The sequence below is a fragment of the Pontibacter sp. MBLB2868 genome (assembly GCF_051904785.1).
In the GTDB taxonomy this organism is placed as follows: domain Bacteria; phylum Bacteroidota; class Bacteroidia; order Cytophagales; family Hymenobacteraceae; genus Pontibacter.
In genome coordinates, this window is record NZ_CP196710.1 from 1,301,568 (window position 1) to 1,317,886 (window position 16,319).

21 protein-coding genes are annotated in these 16,319 nt (G+C 44.6%); 7 read left to right on the forward strand and 14 right to left on the reverse strand.

Features of this window, described 5'->3' with window-relative positions:
• Window positions 1-43: 43 nt before the first annotated feature.
• From ACSX1A_RS05645 to ACSX1A_RS05670, 6 genes are all read right to left on the reverse strand, one after another.
• Window positions 44-934: an ATP-grasp fold amidoligase family protein gene (locus ACSX1A_RS05645; RefSeq protein WP_439882648.1), complete on the reverse strand. Its 891-nt coding sequence runs from the start codon at window positions 932-934 to the stop codon at window positions 44-46.
• A gap of 156 nt (window positions 935-1,090) precedes the next feature.
• Window positions 1,091-1,501, reverse strand: a complete 411-nt coding sequence (locus tag ACSX1A_RS05650) for a hypothetical protein (RefSeq protein WP_439882649.1) — start codon at window positions 1,499-1,501, stop codon at window positions 1,091-1,093.
• Between the two features lie 142 nt (window positions 1,502-1,643).
• On the reverse strand, window positions 1,644-1,844 hold the full coding sequence (locus ACSX1A_RS05655; protein ID WP_439882650.1) for a helix-turn-helix transcriptional regulator: 201 nt from the start codon (window positions 1,842-1,844) through the stop codon (window positions 1,644-1,646).
• Window positions 1,841-2,248: a hypothetical protein gene (locus ACSX1A_RS05660; RefSeq protein WP_439882651.1), complete on the reverse strand. Its 408-nt coding sequence runs from the start codon at window positions 2,246-2,248 to the stop codon at window positions 1,841-1,843. The genes ACSX1A_RS05655 and ACSX1A_RS05660 overlap by 4 nt, the downstream gene beginning before the upstream one ends.
• A 355-nt stretch (window positions 2,249-2,603) precedes the next feature.
• Entirely contained in the window at window positions 2,604-3,083 is a 480-nt protein-coding gene (locus ACSX1A_RS05665; protein WP_439882652.1) for a hypothetical protein, read from the reverse strand.
• Between the two features lie 421 nt (window positions 3,084-3,504).
• Window positions 3,505-3,681 (reverse strand): hypothetical protein, encoded by a 177-nt coding sequence (locus ACSX1A_RS05670; protein WP_439882653.1) that lies wholly within the window; start codon window positions 3,679-3,681, stop codon window positions 3,505-3,507.
• Window positions 3,682-4,069: 388 nt separating this feature from the next.
• Between ACSX1A_RS05670 and ACSX1A_RS05675 the strand changes: the two genes are divergently transcribed.
• Window positions 4,070-4,681 carry a hypothetical protein gene (locus ACSX1A_RS05675; protein ID WP_439882654.1) on the forward strand — a complete coding sequence of 204 codons (612 nt, stop codon included), beginning with the start codon at window positions 4,070-4,072 and terminating at the stop codon, window positions 4,679-4,681.
• Window positions 4,682-4,805: 124 nt separating this feature from the next.
• Here the strand turns inward: ACSX1A_RS05675 and ACSX1A_RS05680 are convergent, their stop codons facing one another.
• The gene (locus ACSX1A_RS05680) at window positions 4,806-5,756 is read right to left on the reverse strand and encodes an NADP-dependent oxidoreductase (RefSeq protein ID WP_439882655.1); all 951 of its coding nucleotides are present in this window, start codon (window positions 5,754-5,756) and stop codon (window positions 4,806-4,808) included.
• 271 nt (window positions 5,757-6,027) lie between these two features.
• Here ACSX1A_RS05680 and ACSX1A_RS05685 point away from each other — a divergent pair, with 271 nt between their 5' ends.
• Window positions 6,028-6,822 carry a LytTR family DNA-binding domain-containing protein gene (locus ACSX1A_RS05685; protein ID WP_439882656.1) on the forward strand — a complete coding sequence of 265 codons (795 nt, stop codon included), beginning with the start codon at window positions 6,028-6,030 and terminating at the stop codon, window positions 6,820-6,822.
• Window positions 6,823-6,940: 118 nt separating this feature from the next.
• The gene (locus ACSX1A_RS05690; protein ID WP_439882657.1) at window positions 6,941-7,729 is read left to right on the forward strand and encodes a lysostaphin resistance A-like protein; all 789 of its coding nucleotides are present in this window, start codon (window positions 6,941-6,943) and stop codon (window positions 7,727-7,729) included.
• 306 nt (window positions 7,730-8,035) lie between these two features.
• Here the strand turns inward: ACSX1A_RS05690 and ACSX1A_RS05695 are convergent, their stop codons facing one another.
• Complete coding sequence (locus ACSX1A_RS05695) at window positions 8,036-9,061, reverse strand: pentapeptide repeat-containing protein (RefSeq protein WP_439882658.1); 1,026 nt, start codon at window positions 9,059-9,061, stop codon at window positions 8,036-8,038.
• 319 nt (window positions 9,062-9,380) lie between these two features.
• Here ACSX1A_RS05695 and ACSX1A_RS05700 point away from each other — a divergent pair, with 319 nt between their 5' ends.
• A complete protein-coding gene (locus ACSX1A_RS05700; RefSeq protein WP_187065905.1) occupies window positions 9,381-9,701 on the forward strand; it encodes an ArsR/SmtB family transcription factor in 321 nt (106 codons plus the stop codon).
• Window positions 9,698-10,207 carry an SRPBCC family protein gene (locus ACSX1A_RS05705; RefSeq protein ID WP_439882659.1) on the forward strand — a complete coding sequence of 170 codons (510 nt, stop codon included), beginning with the start codon at window positions 9,698-9,700 and terminating at the stop codon, window positions 10,205-10,207. Before ACSX1A_RS05700 ends, ACSX1A_RS05705 begins: the two co-directional genes overlap by 4 nt.
• A gap of 190 nt (window positions 10,208-10,397) precedes the next feature.
• On the opposite strand, the gene ACSX1A_RS05710 is transcribed toward ACSX1A_RS05705, so the two are convergent.
• Window positions 10,398-11,267: a DUF5694 domain-containing protein gene (locus tag ACSX1A_RS05710; protein WP_439882660.1), complete on the reverse strand. Its 870-nt coding sequence runs from the start codon at window positions 11,265-11,267 to the stop codon at window positions 10,398-10,400.
• Between the two features lie 266 nt (window positions 11,268-11,533).
• Window positions 11,534-12,436 carry a mechanosensitive ion channel family protein gene (locus ACSX1A_RS05715; RefSeq protein ID WP_439882661.1) on the reverse strand — a complete coding sequence of 301 codons (903 nt, stop codon included), beginning with the start codon at window positions 12,434-12,436 and terminating at the stop codon, window positions 11,534-11,536.
• Between the two features lie 194 nt (window positions 12,437-12,630).
• Between ACSX1A_RS05715 and ACSX1A_RS05720 the strand changes: the two genes are divergently transcribed.
• Window positions 12,631-12,918 (forward strand): hypothetical protein, encoded by a 288-nt coding sequence (locus ACSX1A_RS05720; protein WP_439882662.1) that lies wholly within the window; start codon window positions 12,631-12,633, stop codon window positions 12,916-12,918.
• 141 nt (window positions 12,919-13,059) lie between these two features.
• Here the strand turns inward: ACSX1A_RS05720 and ACSX1A_RS05725 are convergent, their stop codons facing one another.
• The gene (locus tag ACSX1A_RS05725) at window positions 13,060-13,185 is read right to left on the reverse strand and encodes a hypothetical protein (RefSeq protein WP_439882663.1); all 126 of its coding nucleotides are present in this window, start codon (window positions 13,183-13,185) and stop codon (window positions 13,060-13,062) included.
• Window positions 13,186-13,507: 322 nt separating this feature from the next.
• On the opposite strand from ACSX1A_RS05725, the gene ACSX1A_RS05730 reads away from it, so the two are divergent.
• Window positions 13,508-14,251, forward strand: coding sequence for a hypothetical protein (locus tag ACSX1A_RS05730; RefSeq protein WP_439882664.1), 744 nt, complete (start codon window positions 13,508-13,510; stop codon window positions 14,249-14,251).
• 141 nt (window positions 14,252-14,392) lie between these two features.
• Here the strand turns inward: ACSX1A_RS05730 and ACSX1A_RS05735 are convergent, their stop codons facing one another.
• Genes ACSX1A_RS05735 through ACSX1A_RS05745 form a run of 3 tightly spaced genes read right to left on the reverse strand, consistent with a single transcriptional unit; the run spans window position 14,393 to window position 16,180 of the window.
• On the reverse strand, window positions 14,393-14,836 hold the full coding sequence (locus tag ACSX1A_RS05735) for a hypothetical protein (RefSeq protein WP_439882665.1): 444 nt from the start codon (window positions 14,834-14,836) through the stop codon (window positions 14,393-14,395).
• Window positions 14,837-15,511, reverse strand: a complete 675-nt coding sequence (locus ACSX1A_RS05740; RefSeq protein WP_439882666.1) for a hypothetical protein — start codon at window positions 15,509-15,511, stop codon at window positions 14,837-14,839. It abuts the gene before it with no gap.
• The gene (locus tag ACSX1A_RS05745; protein ID WP_439882667.1) at window positions 15,512-16,180 is read right to left on the reverse strand and encodes a hypothetical protein; all 669 of its coding nucleotides are present in this window, start codon (window positions 16,178-16,180) and stop codon (window positions 15,512-15,514) included.
• Between the last annotated feature and the right edge of the window lie 139 nt (window positions 16,181-16,319).

The following is a 16,319-nucleotide window of genomic DNA, read 5'->3' on the forward strand; positions in this document are numbered from 1 at the left end:
ACTATTACTTAATCCTGCGTGCTCAGCCGAGGGAGAAAGGTGCTCAGATCATCCCATGGCAGTACCTGTCCCAGTATTCTGCCAGCATCTTGTCTGCTTCCGGGGTAAATCCCCTGCCACAGCTGGGCGTAGGGGTGAACTCTCCAAAAACGGCGCCTTTGTCGGTGGCATAGAAATCGATCCTCACAAAAATTTCATAGGACCTGCTGAGTTTTTTTGCCAGTGTTATCATTTCATCCAGGCAGGCAGGTGGCTCCTGGTAGGGAGCTTTCTGGTAGTGCGGACTAATATTGTCAATCGGGTTCCAGTTGGCATCGTAGCAACTTGAAAAACCTGTTTTGGGGCTCAGCCTGTTTATGACGTCAATTACAGCTAATTCCCCGTTAAAGAACGACATTTTATAATCGTTCGGGATCTTGTATTCTCCCTTCTCCGTCCTGATAAACTCTTCTACCAGGAACTCGAGGTGGGTATTTTTCTGCAAGGCCTCCGCCATTTGCTGCTTAAGGTCATTGGCAGAATAAGAACGCCTGTCCATCAGGTTCAGGCCATTATCCATTAAGTAGATCATGTTACAGGAGTGCCCGATGGTGGGCCTGATCACGTATTGACCCGGCAGTTTCTTTGTATCCAGCAGACTCAGGTCCCTGCCTTTCCAGTAAAGTTCAGGAACGCGGCAGCCGTGCATTTTAGCAAACTCGCGGGCATTGCTTTTGTTGCTGAGCTTGCGTTGCCAGTTATTGCCAACCTTCCACTGCTCCTTCGGAATACTATGGTTCATGGGCAGGTTGCGGATGAATTCAGCATCTGCGGCCTTCCAGAAAGCCCGGTGCCTGTTGATGATGCGCCTGGAGAACTCACCATCTTCTTTTTTATAGCTGTTCCTGAACGTACTCAACGCAGTACCCAGGTTGTTTTTTAACATTCGTAGCATAGTCAGGAGTGAGTTTAGAATTTATTCTAAATTTATGCCTTGAATATTATTAATAAAATAAAAATTATAATATAAGTGGTAAAAGTGCGAATGTTTTGAGGTAAAAGCAGTTCGTGGGCCTGGGGCAGGCGAATTAACAATGGTACTCGAGCCTGTTTAGAAGGAGTCTTCCACCCATAATTTTCGGGCTACCCCAACGCCAACGCGGTTTCCGTTGCCGCCGCCTCTCAACAGAATGGCTACAGTCTGGCCCATCCTTAATTCACTCAGGCTGATGGGCTGCCCATTGCTGCCAATCAGTTGCGCAGTAGGTAACACGAGCACATAAGCCCTGTCGTAAAGAGAATTCAGCGAAGGGGCAAATGCTTCTACTTCCAGCACTACCTGTCCCTCGTTGTAGCGGGTCGTCACGATACTGCCTCTTATATCCACCCGTTGAGGCGCCAGGCTTCTACTTTCAGCAGCTGTAGCGTCTGAGCCACCCGCTGCGCTGCCGGTCCTGCAACCTGAAATGCCGGCCATGCCCAAGATGAGCCCAACAATCAGGATGTGCTGTAAGTGTTTCATAAGCGTAGTTCTCTTATTTTTTATAACGAAGGACAGTCGGTGGAGGATATATTTGTCTGGCCGTAATAGCCTGGTATTTGTCTTAATCGGGTTGTTTTGACCATAAAAAAAGCACGAGCGAAATGCTCGTGCCAGTGGGGTGTCAAACGATCTCTTCCTCCTGAAAGATCTCTTCGATGGACAGGTTAAATAGCCTGGCGATCTTGAAGGCTAACGGTAAACTGGGATCAAATTTTCCTTTTTCTATGGCATTCACTGTTTGCCTCGATACCGCTAACGCATTCGCAAGATCAGCCTGGGTTAAGTCCCGCTCTGCTCTTAGTACTTTAAGCCGGTTTTTCATCTGTAGCGTTTTTGCCCGATAATGATGCTGCCCAAATAGGTAAGCGCTATCAGTATGACAAGTGTTGAAATTTCGGCATCATTCGCGATCACGTTTGTCACATCAAGCAACGTATAACTCAGGCCGCCAACTACGCCAACGCCCAAGGCAATTCCCATCGCCTCCAGCTGTATCTTTCGTTGCATTTCATCCAGCCCGTTCATGTGCCGGATATTCGCGAAGATCATACCTACTCCTAATACAGCATTCAGCACGATGCCTATCAGTGTCAGGGCCGTATTATCTTTCCAGATGTATTGAGGGCCGAAAGTTGCTAAAGCCATTGACATGATCCAGGCTAGGGTCCAGTAGGCCAGCATTCTTGTGTTTTGCCTGCTTTGGGCATTCCAATCTTGATTTTTCATATGTATACGTTGTTTGATATTAAGTAAAGTAAGCTTTACACAAAGGTATATGAAATTTTATTAATGTCAAGTGTTATTTACAAAAAGTAAATAAAAGTATACGTTTTTTATTTTTGGAAAAGGTAGGAGTGGGGGATTTGGTACTAATAGTATGGCATTAGCGATATCAGGCTAACAGAAAAGTAAGGTACCTGAAAGCCAAAGAAAATGGCAGACTATGCTCTTCCTGCTACAGGCAGTAGCGGGACTCAGATAAGGAGTGTTTCATAACCAGAAGTATTACCTGGCTTATACAACAATAAAGGCACGGGTCATAAACCCGTGCCTTCAGTAATAATCTTATACGTTGATCTGCTTATTGTTTTCGCTCAAACTTCCAGGTATAAACACCTTTTCGGGAGGTGGTCTTTTGTGCGTCCGGAACCTCCTCCGGGTAACCTGCCCAGTCTAGTTCGTCAACCCAGACCATAGCTGTATCTGATAAGGATTTGATAATATAATCAGTTGTTTCAGAACCCTGGTGCAGTTCGATGTAAGTAGAATCGTTCGGGTTAGGGAAACTGTAGTCCCACACGTCTTTACTTGAACTACCCGGCAACATAATGGTCATCTTTTTGCCATCGAAAACAAAGGTAGCACGACGCTCCACGGAATCGGCATACATTACAGTATCTGTATCGGAGTAATAAACTCTTTTCACGGAAGTATTCGTCCACTCGCCTCTCATATCCGCATCAATCTCTGATACAGGTGGCGTGACAGTTTCAGTATCCTCATCGTTGCAGGAAGTGAAAAAGAGGGAAAAACACAAAGGGATTAAGATAAACTTTTTCATAAAAAGTACTATTTAAATAAATAAAGGGATTTTCAGTAAAAGTTATCTCATATATATTGCAGGGTGTATTTGGGGTGTTTTAGGTCAACTTGTACGTGTTGTTTGAAGCAGGGTTTATTAGAAATTTAATAAACCAGGTGCAAAATTTCGGAAGTGGCTGTTTGTCACGAGGATAGGTCAGTAGAAAAAATATCAGTTCCCGGCAGGAATAGGGGTGTGCCTATAATCTATACTTCCTAACTCTTAAAGTATGCGTTGTAATGGAGTACCGGGCAGGTGCAGCGCCTGCTGCAGCGTGCATTAGCTCGTGTTACTTGTATAGCAGAAGCTGCTGCTGTTGGCAGGTTAGTAAATGAAGGAGCGGGGAAAGTATTCGGACAAGTAATTAAAAAGCCCCTGGGATTAGCAGGGGCTTTCAGATTTATTTTACCGGTATCGGTATTAACTCACGCTCATAGTACACAAGGTCCTTCTGCGAAGGGTTGTTGTTTACAGTGCAGTAGTAAATACGTTTCAGGTATTGTCGTATCGTTAATCTTAGATCCGGATTCACTTTGGCAAACACTTCGGATCCTATGGGAAATATATTTTCTAACATACCCTAAGGTACGCAGTTCACCAGGATAACAACGGGTTATTTTAATGTATTTCACAAAAGGTGCCACTCAAGGATATCAGGGATATTATTGGTGAAGCCCTCACCGATTACCCGGCTACCGCCATGTGTAATATCCCAAGAATACCAGCCGCCTACCCAAAAGACCTCGCGGCGTCTTCAAGACCCGCGAGCGTCTGAGCTAGGAACCGATTGCCTTACACCCCGCACCTCGCATGAGCTGCGCATTCAAAAAAAGCTGCACCCAACACTCACCTTACCCCAACGCGACTGCACCTTGTTTTGGTAGCTTTACAGGATTTAATTGCTAAATAATTTACCGGGATAAATTATTTTCATATATTGTATCGTATTATAACTATATATGTATATGAACAAACTTAAATTGATGTTTATCTGGTGCCTTATGATAGGTATCATGACTTCATGTGGCAACGATGAGGATGCCACGCCAGCTTCCGCTGAACAGGACTATGTGCCGACTACAAAAGGTTCTACCTGGTCCTACGGCGGTGCTTCTCCTTATACTTTAACCGCCACCGGCAATACCAAAGTGATCGATGGGAAAACATATGCGGAGATGGAAACGAAGCAGGGGAGTGAGACGAGAAAATCCTATGTACTGAAAGAGAAAGGAGTTTACACTGCCATTGGAATGGACCCAACCATGGGTAATTTTGCCCTTATGTTCCTGAAAGAGGAGACACCGGTAGGAAAGCCCTGGTTCCAGACCAGCACCATCAATGGGATGGATGCTACCATGACATTCACCATCCTGGAGAAAGGAGCTACGAAAACCGTGCAGGGTAATACTTTTAAGGATGTGATCCATGTTGAGATGGTTTCAACCTACACTCAAGCGGAAATGGGGATCGAATTTAACCTTACATCAGAGTATTATTGGGCTAAAGGTGTAGGACTTATCCTGTCAGATCTCGAACAAGTTGGCGAAATTCCGTTAATGACCTACAGCATAAAATAAACCTGACTGGGCAAAATATAATGGACTAATGCACTGAAGGGGCACCTTGTATAGGTAGCCCCTTCTTGATTTATAAGGTGTGCGATGCGCTGAAATATTCTGAGTGGCTGAAGTTCTCCCCAGGCTACGGCACGATCACGATCTTACCTTTGGTGTGCTGCGTCTGGATCTGGTTTAAGGCTTCGGCGGTTTGCTCCAGGTTATAGGTGTTGCTCACGTGCACTTTCAGCTTGCCGGCTTCGGCATACTTGCGCAGCTTGTCCAGCTGGCTGGAGTTGGGCTCCACGAATACATACTGGAAGTCAATGGATTTGTCAAGGTTCTGGCCCTGGTTGAGGATGGAAACCAGCTTGGCCGATGGTTTTAAGGCCGACAGGCTCTGCTGCAGGGTCTCGCCGCTGGCGCAATCAAAGATCAGGTCCACGCCGTCGGGGGCTATTTCTTTGGTAGCGTCTCCTACGTTCCGGGTTTTATAGTCTATGGTATGGTCGGCGCCGAGCTCTTTCATAAAGGCGTGGTTCTTTTCGCTGGCTACGCCGATAACCGTTGCCCCAGCGTTTTTAGCGAGCTGAATACCCAGGCTGCCCACACCGCCCGAGGCGCCCAGGATCAGCACCGTCTGGCCCTGCTGCAGCTTGCCCGCATCAAATAAGGACTGATACGCTGTAAGGCCCACCAGCGGAATACCGGCTGCCTCTTCAAACGAGATGTTTTCCGGCTTTGCGGCCAGGTAGCTCTCCGGTATAATGATGTACTCGGCAAAGGTGCCATGCTGTACCACCGGGCGACGGGCATAAGCATATACGGCATCGCCTACCTCAAATCGCCTCGCGCTGAATCCTCTTTCCTCAATAACGCCTGCCACGTCCCAGCCTGGAATGACCGGGAACTCATACGGCAGGAAGTCCTTCAGGTAGCCCTCCCGAACGGCGGCGTCCACGGGGTTTACGCCTGCGGCCTTTACCCGGACCAGCACTTCGCCCTCCTTTACCTCGGGCACATCAACGGTAGTAACTTCAATTTTTTCTGCCCCGCCAAACTCCTTATAAATAGCGGCTTTCATCTTTTCTTTCATAGCTTCTTTCTGTGTTACTGTTAAACCTTTTTATCCACTTGCTGCCAACCTAACAGGAGCAGCGCCTGCTTGTTTACAGGTTTATAGGTACGGACCTGGCCCGGAATGTATACTATAGCAGGGTATTTTCTGGTCTGGCTATGCAGATGGGAGTGGGCGGGGCAGGTATTCAATTTTATCAACGTATACTTAAATTTACTTAAATTGATTTTCGTATAATTGGTGTATGTTTAACCGTGCCATTCCAGTTGTAAATATAAAGTCTGCCTTTATGGAAGCCCTGTTCTTTGGCTTCTTTGTCTTCTTCTTTTTGATAATTTTTCAGCCTTTTGGCACTTACAATTTCGAGCACGAGCACAAGGCGCTTCTACTTATGGTGTATGGCGTTATTGCCTGTAGTGTGCATTTCCTTTTGCGCACATCAGTTTATTGGAAATGGAGCGGAGCCTGGAGCCTGAAGCAGGAAGTGCTGTTGCTGCTGATCTCCTTACTGCTAAGTGCTGTGCTGAGCTTTGTTTACAATCAATTTGTGTTTAACGGGCATTTCGATTTACTGCATTTCCCGGCTTTCTTCCTGATGGTGCTTTCTGTTTATGTTTTCCCGTTACTTGCCATTTTATGGAGCCGGTTTGCTGTGTTGCCTTCCAGAGGTATGGCAACCGTGGCTACTACCCGAGAGTTGACAGAACAACCTGCTGCACCAGTAGTAGTGCTATTAAAGGGGGCAAACAAAGAGGAGGAGTACCAATTTAGACAAGACCAGATCCTGTTCCTGAAAAGTGAGGGGAATTACGTGAAGGTGGTTTACAGGCAGGATGCCAAATTACGCTCTGTAATGTTGCGAGCCACTCTAAAGCAGGTACAGGAGCAATTACCCGACTCGTTTGTGCAGGTACATCGCTCTTACCTTGTTAACCTTTCTCATTTTGTGGCGCACCGTACGGTTGGGGGCAAGTATGAACTTGTATCGGAAATTAGCCCGGAACGGATTCCTGTTTCGAATTCGTATCGCCCGCAGATCCAAAACAAGCTGCAGAATTTCACCCATATTTCGTCCCAAAATTAGGTGCTTCGTCCCAAAAGGCCAGCATTCATCCCCAGCCAGGCCACCTCGTCACTCTTTAATTGACTCTCGCTTTACCAGGCTTTTACTTGGCAGAAAGTTTAACCTAATTCTTACAAGTATGAGAACCAAAATTGTTTTACAAAGCGTGCTGGTGTTAGCCGCCCTGTTGGGTGAGTATTTCTCCCAGGAGCTGATCCGGGCTGTTTCTTTTCCGATGAGCCTGCTTCCACAAAACCCTTACTTGCGCGACATTGCCTGGAAAGCGCTTAATTATGCCCCGATTCTCCTGGTAACCGGCGTGCTGTTTTGGAGGCAACTCCCATACCTGCTAGGCCTGAAGCATTCGCTAGTAAGAAGTTTTGGTATTGCCTTGTTGTTTACTCTGCCTATGTTTCTTTCTTTTCCTTTTTTCTTTGAGTGGAACGGGGCGTTAGATGGCCTCACGGTTTACAGGGGAGCATTTACAGCGGCTGTTTTTGAGGAACTCGCCTTCCGGGCATTGGTTTTTGGAGCGCTTTATTATGGTTGTGGGTGGCGTTTTCTGCCGGCCGCACTCCCGCCAGCTATCGTGTTTGGACTAGAGCACCTATACCAGGCCAGCGATGCAACTAGTGCGGCACTTACGGTGCTCTTTATGTTCTCCTGTGCTTTATGGGTTACGTGGCTCTACGTTAAATGGGGTAACAATTTGTATCTCGCCATCTTCCTACATTTGCTCATGAATTTTTCGTGGATGCTGTTTAGTGTAAGTGATGATGCCCTCGGCGGCTTAGCGGCTAACATGGCCAGGCTGGCAACTTTTATAGTTTCCGTGGGCGTTACATTATACTTTACCGGGCACCAACTGCCTGCCAAAGCAGCACTAGAAACTGATGAGACAGCAGCACACGAAAAGGCATTTGCCTGATAACTACATTTGCTTGATAACTATGAAAGTTACTTGTGGTGCCTGGTAAGCTTATCAAAAAAATAGCTCTCCAAAGTATACAGTGTTCCAAGCATTATAATGCGTAAACCCAAAAGACCCCGCGGCGTCTTCAAGACCTGCGAGCGTCTGGCTACGGAGCAACGGCTTATTCACCCCAAATGCACCCAGTAGCTCCCCATGCTGCATGCAAAAGAAATGGCAAAAGCTACAAGCGCGCATTAAACACTAATATCCTTTAATGCGAGTAATTTTCTGCCTTTCGTTAAAGCTGATGAACCGACACAACTACCGCAGCAGTATACCTGTTGTATCGGCATGTTGTAAAGCGGTGTCGCTCAGGAATCGGACACTCCGCAGGTCTGCCCCGCGCAGGCTGGCATTTTTCAGGTTTACGCCTCGCAGGTTAGCACCTCTTAGATTGGCATTATCCAACACTGCGTTTTCTAAGTTGGCATCTACTAAAATGGAATTGCTCAGGTCGGCACCGCGTAGCATAGCACCGCTTAAGTCTGCGTTAACTAACATGGCGAATGTAAGCGTTGCATTTGTCAGATCGGCATTAAATAACTTAACACCCCGCATGTCGGCCAGCGACAGGTCGGCACCATTTAACTTAGCCCTGTTCAAATCAGTACTGTCTAACTTGGCAAACTGAAAGGTAGCACCGCGCAGATCAGCAGCCTGGAAAAAAGCATGGCTTAGCCTGGCTTCACTTAGGTTGGCTGCCCGCAGGCTGGCTCCGCTTACAAAAGCACGGCTGAAATTAGTGAAGGTGAGGTTGGCCCGGTCAAGTATGGCGTTGCGAAGCCAGGCACCTGTCAGGTCAGAGTTGGCTAATATGGCGGCTTTTAAGTTGGCGCTGTCCAGTACGGCTTCGTCCAGTTCGGAATTGGTGAGGGTGGTATGGCTAAGGTTCGCCTTTGCCAGCTTTGCATTCGATAGGTCGGCTCCGTATAAATTAGCCCCTTGCAGGTCAATCCCTTCAAAGAAGCCATACTCCCCGTTAAAGCCCCTGAGATCAACGCCTTCCTGGCGTAGGAATAGTAAAGCTTCCATGCGGCCGCCACCTTTTTCGTACAGTACAGCCCAGTTCTCGCGAATGGAGGCATTCCGGCGTGTGGGTGCCTCCCAAAACCAGCCAATAATAGCGACCAGTATAGCAAGCTTGCCTACATACTTCAAAAGCTTAAATACAGCCAGGTGGCTCATCCAGTAAGTGAGCCAATTCATTCCCCACTCCATCCACAGAAACGGAGCTTTTAACATAGAACCAGTTACTGGCTTGGAAGGCTTCTGGATCTTTTTACTCATAGGGGAGAAGCAGACTGCTTATAGTATGTATACTAACTGGCAGGGGCACAGTTGCGGTAAGCGTATATAATACTGATTGGAGGATCTAGTCTGATAGGGAAAGGCAGCCACTTGAACCGCTACGCGTGTTGATGGTATAGCTGGGTGGGAGTTAAGGCACTAGTTACAAGCACGCGCCAGCAGATGAATTGGTTAATCAAAATGACTCCATACTATTTATACCTTAATGAGTTGCATAAAAAAATAACCAAAACAGTATACGCAACCGATTAATTGCACGTATATTAGCAAACAAACGGTTGCATATTTTGATAAACAGATGAGAAGAGACGTTTTCCAGGCGATAGCAGACCCTACCCGAAGAGCCATTATTGGGTTGATTGCCTTGCAGGCTATGACGCCGAATGCGATAGCTGAGCATTTTGACACCAGTAGGCAAGCTGTTTCAAAGCACTTGCAGATACTTGTAGAGTGCCAGCTTGTGAAACAGGAACAACAGGGGCGGGAAATTTACTACCAGCTTGAAGTAGCTAAAATGAAAGAAATTGACAAATGGCTGGAACAGTTCAGGAAGATCTGGGAAGACCGTTTTAACCAACTCGACACTATATTTTCTAACATAAAACAAAATAAGCCATGAAACACGACCTGGAATTCGAGTTCTCCGTGAACAAGGAAAACAAAACAATCACCGTTAAAAGAGAGTTTGCGGCAGAGCTACAGCTTGTGTGGGATGCTTACACAAAAAGTGAGATCCTGGACCAATGGTGGGCGCCTAAGCCCTGGAAAGCCCGCACCAAAACAATGGATTTCAGGGAAGGTGGCTACTGGCACTATGCCATGGTTGGCCCCGCAGGCGAAGAGCATTGGGCATTGGCAAAGTACAAGACCATTGATCCTAAAAGGCGCTTTACCGCGTTGGATGGCTTTGCAGACGCGGAAGGAGTGGTAAACACTGAAATGCCGCAATCGAAGTGGGAGGTAAACTTTACACTCAAAGAGGAGCTTACTTTAGTAGAGAACCTGATCACATTCGATGACCTGGCACAGCTCGAAACCACCATCCAGATGGGCTTTAAAGAAGGCCTGACCATGGCCATGGAAAACCTTGATCAATTATTGGCTGCCCAGAAACAGGAGGCCTAAGGTAAGTAAGAGGCAGAAAAGAGATCATATTAAATAGCATACATAAAAGCGGGGCTGGTGCATAACCATAAAGTCCCGCTTTTATAGTTTACAGTAGTCTTTCATCGTCTGCTGTTGCGAGCTTGTACTGTTACTCGTACTGATGGTATCGCTGCTATACTTTCAGCGAGTGCATAAACAACACCACCGCCTAGCGCAGTAATTTATATGCCGGCACAAGCTGGTGCGAGGGAGAGCTTTCTACGGCTTGCTGCAGCGGACCCAGGTGGCCTGCACCGTAGATCACCAAAATGCGGTCATCGGGGCTTTCTGTAATGCGCTGAATGTTGCGGAAGATGCGCAGGTTTCGGTTAAACCAGGAAGCGCTGTACCAGTCCACGCCGGTATAGTCGTAAGGCTGTGCCTCGTACTGAAAAGCCTCCCGGAAATAGTTTTCCAGTCCTTTTCGGATGGCCGCTGGCTGGTTCATCTCCTTTATTTTCTGGTAGACCGTGCGTGCTTGATTGCCTGCCAGCTTTTTATCGGCTTCGTGGCGGGCCTTTACCGTTGCCTGCATGTACTCCCAGAAAGCCTCCATCTGCGCTGCTTTGTCTTCCCGAACCTCAAATTCTTTAGCGTCGGATTTCTGATAGGCATCCAGGTTGCCCCATGTATCGATGGCGTACACGCGCGGGTGCCCCAGCTGTTTGGCCAGCCTGAAACCCAGCTGGTACTCCTCATTCACGCCCAGCTCATAGCGGCCATCCAGGTAAGCCTGGTACAGCGAGTCCAGTCGGGCCTGCTTCTCCGGCCTTACTTCGACAGCAATTTTAGTGGGTTTGAACTTCGCCATCCGGCTGTTGATGCGTGCTATGTCGCGCTGGCCCTGAGGGGAGGTAACGTCCAGTTGGTCGGCTTTTGCTGTTGTGATAATGTCGGCATTGGGATAGGCAAAATGGAAGGTACCCAGCAACATGACCTGCGCCCGGTTCTCCCGGCCACATGCCTTTTTAAACTGTGCCAAAGCAGGCATAAGGCAACTGCTAGCCAGCAGCGCTGCAGCGAGTAATAGTTTTTTCATAGTTAGGTAGCGTTTGTTTTTGGTATAGATGCAGGAGAGGGGAGGGCGGTTGCCCGTGGGCTAGGAATTTATGGAGGCCGGACAATTACACCTCCGGATGAGTACGCCTTACGCTAATGAAAGCTCATAGCTCATACTTTTACTTATGCTGAAGTTGTATGCTGCGCGGAAAGGAAAAGGCACGAGCTACAAGCTCGCGCCAGCGGGGGGAGTAGCCAGAATTATTTCGTGCAGGAGCGTAAAACTATCTTTCGCTGTAGCTGAATTTACTCCTGCACCGACTTCTCTACCATCCGGATGGGGAGGTCTTTCTGGTAATCGTACAGCTTGAGTTCCTGTATGTTGGCCGGGAGTCCGAAGCCATTTTCCAGCAGGGCTTTTGAAACGGCCTGCATGATACTGCCTTTCAGCAGCACAACGCCTTTTTTATAATCATCAGTTTCAGCCCAGAAAAACACTTTGATGTTTAAGGTACTCACATCGAGCAAGTCTACTGTGGCATAGGGTGGGTCCTCCTGTAATACGCCAGGAATACCCAAGGCTGTTTTTTCGATCAGGTTAATGGCGGCCTGTGCATCATCATTGTAATCAATACCCACCACAAAGTCCATCCGGATGCGACCATTCTGGGTCAGGTTGGTTACTTTGGAGCTTAGTATTTTGGCATTCGGGATGTACACATCGCGGCTATCGAAGGTGAGGAGGTGGGTAGAGCGCAGGTGCAGGTTCTGTACTTTCCAGATGGTGTCTTCTACCTCTATGGTGTCAGTTATCTCGAAGGGACGGTCGAAAGCAAGTATAAGACCGGCCAGGAAGTTCTCGGCAATATCCTTGAATGCAAAGCCAATCACAAATACGGATAAGCCTGCGCTAGCCAGCAAGCCACCCGCCACGCCGCTCAAGCCAAGCGCCTGTAAGCCCAGCAGCACCCCAATGAAAATGACAACCCAACGGGTAACGAGCGCGATGTACCTGCCCGTGATCTTGTCATGCGATTTGGTGGTCAGCCGGCTTTCCAGCCAATTTTTGATCTTACCCGCCAGCCACACCGCCACAATAATGATGAGGATCGTGACCAGAATGTTTGGGAGCAGGAACAGAAACTTTTCCCAGTAGTAGTTGATGACCGAGATCAGATTAGCTGAAGAATTGCTGTAGTCGTCTTGCATATACAAGGTATTTGGTTTGAGATACAGATACTACCAACCAGCGCAGCTTTTGTTTAACGCGCTTATGTCAGTGTACCTGCTGTCTCTAAACGACAGGCCAAAGTTACAGTTGCAGTAAGTACATTGCTTAAGGCTTTAGAATGGTCTGATAAAGTACCTCTGGCATATGTGCCTGCCAACCAGTGCGTTCGCTAGTGAAAGCTTGTAGCTCGTACCTCCGTTGTTCAGGCAATATCAATTTTCAGCAGACCTTTGCCACCGCTATAGATTATGGTGCTGTTATACTTCCAATGTTCCGGCTCCGACACAAAGCTGGCTTCTACGGGGTTGTTATGGATGTAGTCGTTCTTTTGATCTATTACGGCGGCGCTCCACAGCTTGCTAGGTTTGTTGTGTTGCTGCCAGAACTGCCGGTGCTACGCCGAAAGCTGTGGTTCAAAAGACCTCGCGGCGTCTTCTCGACCCGCGAGTGTCTGTGGTAAAAACTACTGCACCAGGCTTTAACACGTATTGCCACGGCCATGGCGGCAGACGCTCGCGGGTTTGTAAAACGCCGCGAGGTCGGAGCGGTAATAGTGGAAAAAGGCAACAGGCATAATTTACCATGCTTTTGTTTTTGCGGCTTAATCCAGGCTGTCGGTAAGTAGGGCAAAGTACTCCTCCCGCGTGAACACGTCTATCCAGTACACCACCGCAAAATCTACAAAGTATAGCCCTTCCTTGTTATGAAATTTATACTTCCTGCTCATGAAAGCTTATACTTTAAATAGCAGTTTGCGGGTTTAGGAATTTGTACGCTAGTGCGAGCTTGTAGCTCGTACTGTTACTTGAGCTCAAGGTATAGCTGCGTGGAAAAGAATAGGCACGAGCTACAAGCTCGCGCTAGCGGGGGAACCTTATACTTACCCCTGCTTTGCTAGCGGGAAAGCAACCGCGTTGTATCGTAAAGGTATAAGCTACAAGCTGTAATTACAGGTAATTACTCATTAAGATTGTGTTGGCTTCTAAAATATGATTAAATAGAAGTTAAATCTCAAGTAGTATCTATGTAATCTAAATATTTCTTCCAAAATGGCTAATAATGATGAAAATAAATCCATTGTAGAAAAAGACTACGAAATATTGAAAACTAGAATAAAGGAGTTAAGCTTTATTCATGGAGTTTCTATCTATATTGATGATACAGCAACTAAGAGAAGAGTAGAGGCTGGATATTCAAGTAAGTTCGAAAATAATATGAGTGTCGTGACTGAAGATGGATCTTTCCTATTTGATAAAATCTTTATGCGAATGGATCGCTTTTATCATACTGTTACTATAAACTCATATGGATTATTTGAGTTCACCTCTAAAAAGTATAATGGAAGGTACGAACTTAGAAATGAAATAGCATTTTATAAGTATATATCAGATTATGAGGGGAATTTTCTAAGTGAAAATGAATTTAATAAACTCTTAGAAATACTGAGTAATAGAACTATGTGTTTTAAACCAGAAGACTTCATTAAAATGGATGCATATATTCTAAATGGAAGTTTTGAAATCCCATCTATTAAAACAGGGATATATGGTATTAAGGAGAAAAGCTACGATTTTGATTTACATCCACTTTCAATGAGTGGACTCAATGTTGTTTCTGAAGAACACAGAAGACCTCTTTCTGATTCTACTACCACAAGTTCATATGTTGAAGATTCATCAGGAAATAAGCTATCACTTCATACCTTTTATTTTGGCATGCTAATGCTAAATAATGGAAATTTATATAGAAACAGTTTATTAAACCAATACCCCTTCGCTAGTACAAGCTTGTAGTCCGTGAAGTTACTCGTGATTAGAGTAAAGTTGCATAGATAAGAGAAAGCATGAGATTTAAGCTCGAACCAGCGAGGGAATATATTGATAGAAATTGAAGATTCAAGCTTCTTTAAAGAGCTTGAATCTTCAAAAGAATTTTTAGGTATCTATAGACCAATAGCCAAGCTCGACCATTTCTAATCTAAACTTGTTATCATTTGGTAATCCTTTACTGCCTTCAATGATTGAATGAGCTCTATTGTTTGGCTCATGTTCTCTCTCAGGATCATTAAATATAGGATCATGTAGTACCTGTTGTTTTATTGTATTAAGTTCCCTTAGTTTTTTTACACTAAATGAATACACAACATAATCTTCTGGGTTTCTAAAGTTTCCAGTTTTATGGTGGATTAGCTTTGATACAAAATTTCTGCAGTCTATAGCAGAAGCATACTTAGACCAATCAGAAGAAAGATTTGTCCCATCTTCAGGCGTATTTCTAAATGCAGATGCTGAAGGTTTTTTTGTTTTAGAAGAATAGAATTGTTTGTGAACTCTACAATGAACCGTGTCTATATCTGGAATTTCTTCAATTTCCCACATCTATACTAAATATTTCATCCAAGAAGCTAAGAACTCTTGTACTTTGTCAGTCTCAACCAATCCTTCTATACTATTTAAGCTGTTATACTTATCTGCATAATAAGAAGCAATCATATTATCTGCATTAGAAATATTGATCAACATTCTTGCTGTATTAGTTCTCCAAGATAAATCAATTGAACCATCACGGCAAGGGTTGATTTCTGGAGCTGATATCTTCAGTTGATATGTATCAAATATATAAGAAGAATAATTCACTAGAAAGCTGATTGTTCTGTACCATGAAATTATACTTATTTCTTTAGCATTTTCATCATCCCATCCTTCTTCCAAATCAAGTATATACCTAGATTCTTCTACAGCTTCATATATACTTTTTAATTCTGTAGAAATAACAATAGAGGGATGATTTGGAACTTCTATTTTATGCTGTGAAAAATTCCTTACCTCGAACAGCTGAATTAAATTATCAGATTGGTTTCCTATGATAATATCATAAAGAATATCAGATTTAGCTATAAGTGGCTCTGCAATCGCCAAACGAGTTTTTGATTCAGATCTTACATAGCTGTAAGAGTTTATTTCTCCCCAATCTTTTAGAGCTACATAAGTATTAGGGTCATTCGTTCTTGAAGACCTTGATTTAGATTTCCTTGGAATGTTTAATGCCTGCATTTAGTCTGTTATTTCTATAAAAGAAATGGAATCTTTATAATTTTCTTTTAATAATTCTTCTTTTTGAAGAGCTCTTTCTATTTGAGCTTTAAGCTTCTTTAGATCAGAAGTATCTAAGGATACAAATAATTCCTCTTTTTGATTAGCCTTTCTATATTCAATCTTTAATTGATTGATTATAACTGCATTTCTTTTCTTGTCTTCTAAATTATCATTGAATACCATTCTGATGTCTGAGAGAATCCGAGCTTCACTAAAGGACTTTTCATTCTCTGTCAATAATAAAAGAGCTTTAAACGTTAATTTAAGATTCTCATAATTAGAGAACAAAGTAATTAATTTGTTTTCTAGCTCTAACAGCTCATCTTTTTGAAGCTCCTCTTCTAAATTCTCATTAAATGATTCAGAAAGTTCTTTTGAGATTTCTTCCGTAGAAAATTCCTCTGAAGACAAAATACTACCTAGACTAAATAGTGTGGTACCTAGTTCATCTGTATCAATATTTTCGAAAGACATTCTTGAATCGATGATTTCTTGAAATGACTTCGGACCGGTACCTAAGGGAATCTCAGCAATAATTTCTGATAAAGTGCCTATCTGTTCTATATTTAATTTTGCAATTTCATAGAAGCCAGGCAAAAAAGGTTCTGGTATCTGGATTTTAGCCATCAATCTGTAGTATAAAATGCTTTTGTATTTAGATGTTTGTTATACAATTAATTAAGAATTTTGTTTAAAACAATAATAGATTATTAGTTTAACACACCTTAATATTCCTAACGAGTGATTACTATTTTCATTATTACCA

Bases quoted from the DNA above. Each gene is read 5' to 3' on its own strand.
- ACSX1A_RS05645 (WP_439882648.1), bottom strand. From the start codon at position 934: ATGCTACGAATGTTAAAAAACAACCTGGGTACTGCGTTGAGTACGTTC.
- ACSX1A_RS05650 (WP_439882649.1), bottom strand. From the start codon at position 1,501: ATGAAACACTTACAGCACATCCTGATTGTTGGGCTCATCTTGGGCATG.
- ACSX1A_RS05655 (WP_439882650.1), bottom strand. From the start codon at position 1,844: ATGAAAAACCGGCTTAAAGTACTAAGAGCAGAGCGGGACTTAACCCAG.
- ACSX1A_RS05660 (WP_439882651.1), bottom strand. From the start codon at position 2,248: ATGAAAAATCAAGATTGGAATGCCCAAAGCAGGCAAAACACAAGAATG.
- ACSX1A_RS05665 (WP_439882652.1), bottom strand. From the start codon at position 3,083: ATGAAAAAGTTTATCTTAATCCCTTTGTGTTTTTCCCTCTTTTTCACT.
- ACSX1A_RS05670 (WP_439882653.1), bottom strand. From the start codon at position 3,681: ATGTTAGAAAATATATTTCCCATAGGATCCGAAGTGTTTGCCAAAGTG.
- ACSX1A_RS05675 (WP_439882654.1), top strand. From the start codon at position 4,070: ATGAACAAACTTAAATTGATGTTTATCTGGTGCCTTATGATAGGTATC.
- ACSX1A_RS05680 (WP_439882655.1), bottom strand. From the start codon at position 5,756: ATGAAAGAAAAGATGAAAGCCGCTATTTATAAGGAGTTTGGCGGGGCA.
- ACSX1A_RS05685 (WP_439882656.1), top strand. From the start codon at position 6,028: ATGGAAGCCCTGTTCTTTGGCTTCTTTGTCTTCTTCTTTTTGATAATT.
- ACSX1A_RS05690 (WP_439882657.1), top strand. From the start codon at position 6,941: ATGAGAACCAAAATTGTTTTACAAAGCGTGCTGGTGTTAGCCGCCCTG.
- ACSX1A_RS05695 (WP_439882658.1), bottom strand. From the start codon at position 9,061: ATGAGTAAAAAGATCCAGAAGCCTTCCAAGCCAGTAACTGGTTCTATG.
- ACSX1A_RS05700 (WP_187065905.1), top strand. From the start codon at position 9,381: ATGAGAAGAGACGTTTTCCAGGCGATAGCAGACCCTACCCGAAGAGCC.
- ACSX1A_RS05705 (WP_439882659.1), top strand. From the start codon at position 9,698: ATGAAACACGACCTGGAATTCGAGTTCTCCGTGAACAAGGAAAACAAA.
- ACSX1A_RS05710 (WP_439882660.1), bottom strand. From the start codon at position 11,267: ATGAAAAAACTATTACTCGCTGCAGCGCTGCTGGCTAGCAGTTGCCTT.
- ACSX1A_RS05715 (WP_439882661.1), bottom strand. From the start codon at position 12,436: ATGCAAGACGACTACAGCAATTCTTCAGCTAATCTGATCTCGGTCATC.
- ACSX1A_RS05725 (WP_439882663.1), bottom strand. From the start codon at position 13,185: ATGAGCAGGAAGTATAAATTTCATAACAAGGAAGGGCTATACTTTGTA.
- ACSX1A_RS05730 (WP_439882664.1), top strand. From the start codon at position 13,508: ATGGCTAATAATGATGAAAATAAATCCATTGTAGAAAAAGACTACGAA.
- ACSX1A_RS05735 (WP_439882665.1), bottom strand. From the start codon at position 14,836: ATGTGGGAAATTGAAGAAATTCCAGATATAGACACGGTTCATTGTAGA.
- ACSX1A_RS05740 (WP_439882666.1), bottom strand. From the start codon at position 15,511: ATGCAGGCATTAAACATTCCAAGGAAATCTAAATCAAGGTCTTCAAGA.
- ACSX1A_RS05745 (WP_439882667.1), bottom strand. From the start codon at position 16,180: ATGGCTAAAATCCAGATACCAGAACCTTTTTTGCCTGGCTTCTATGAA.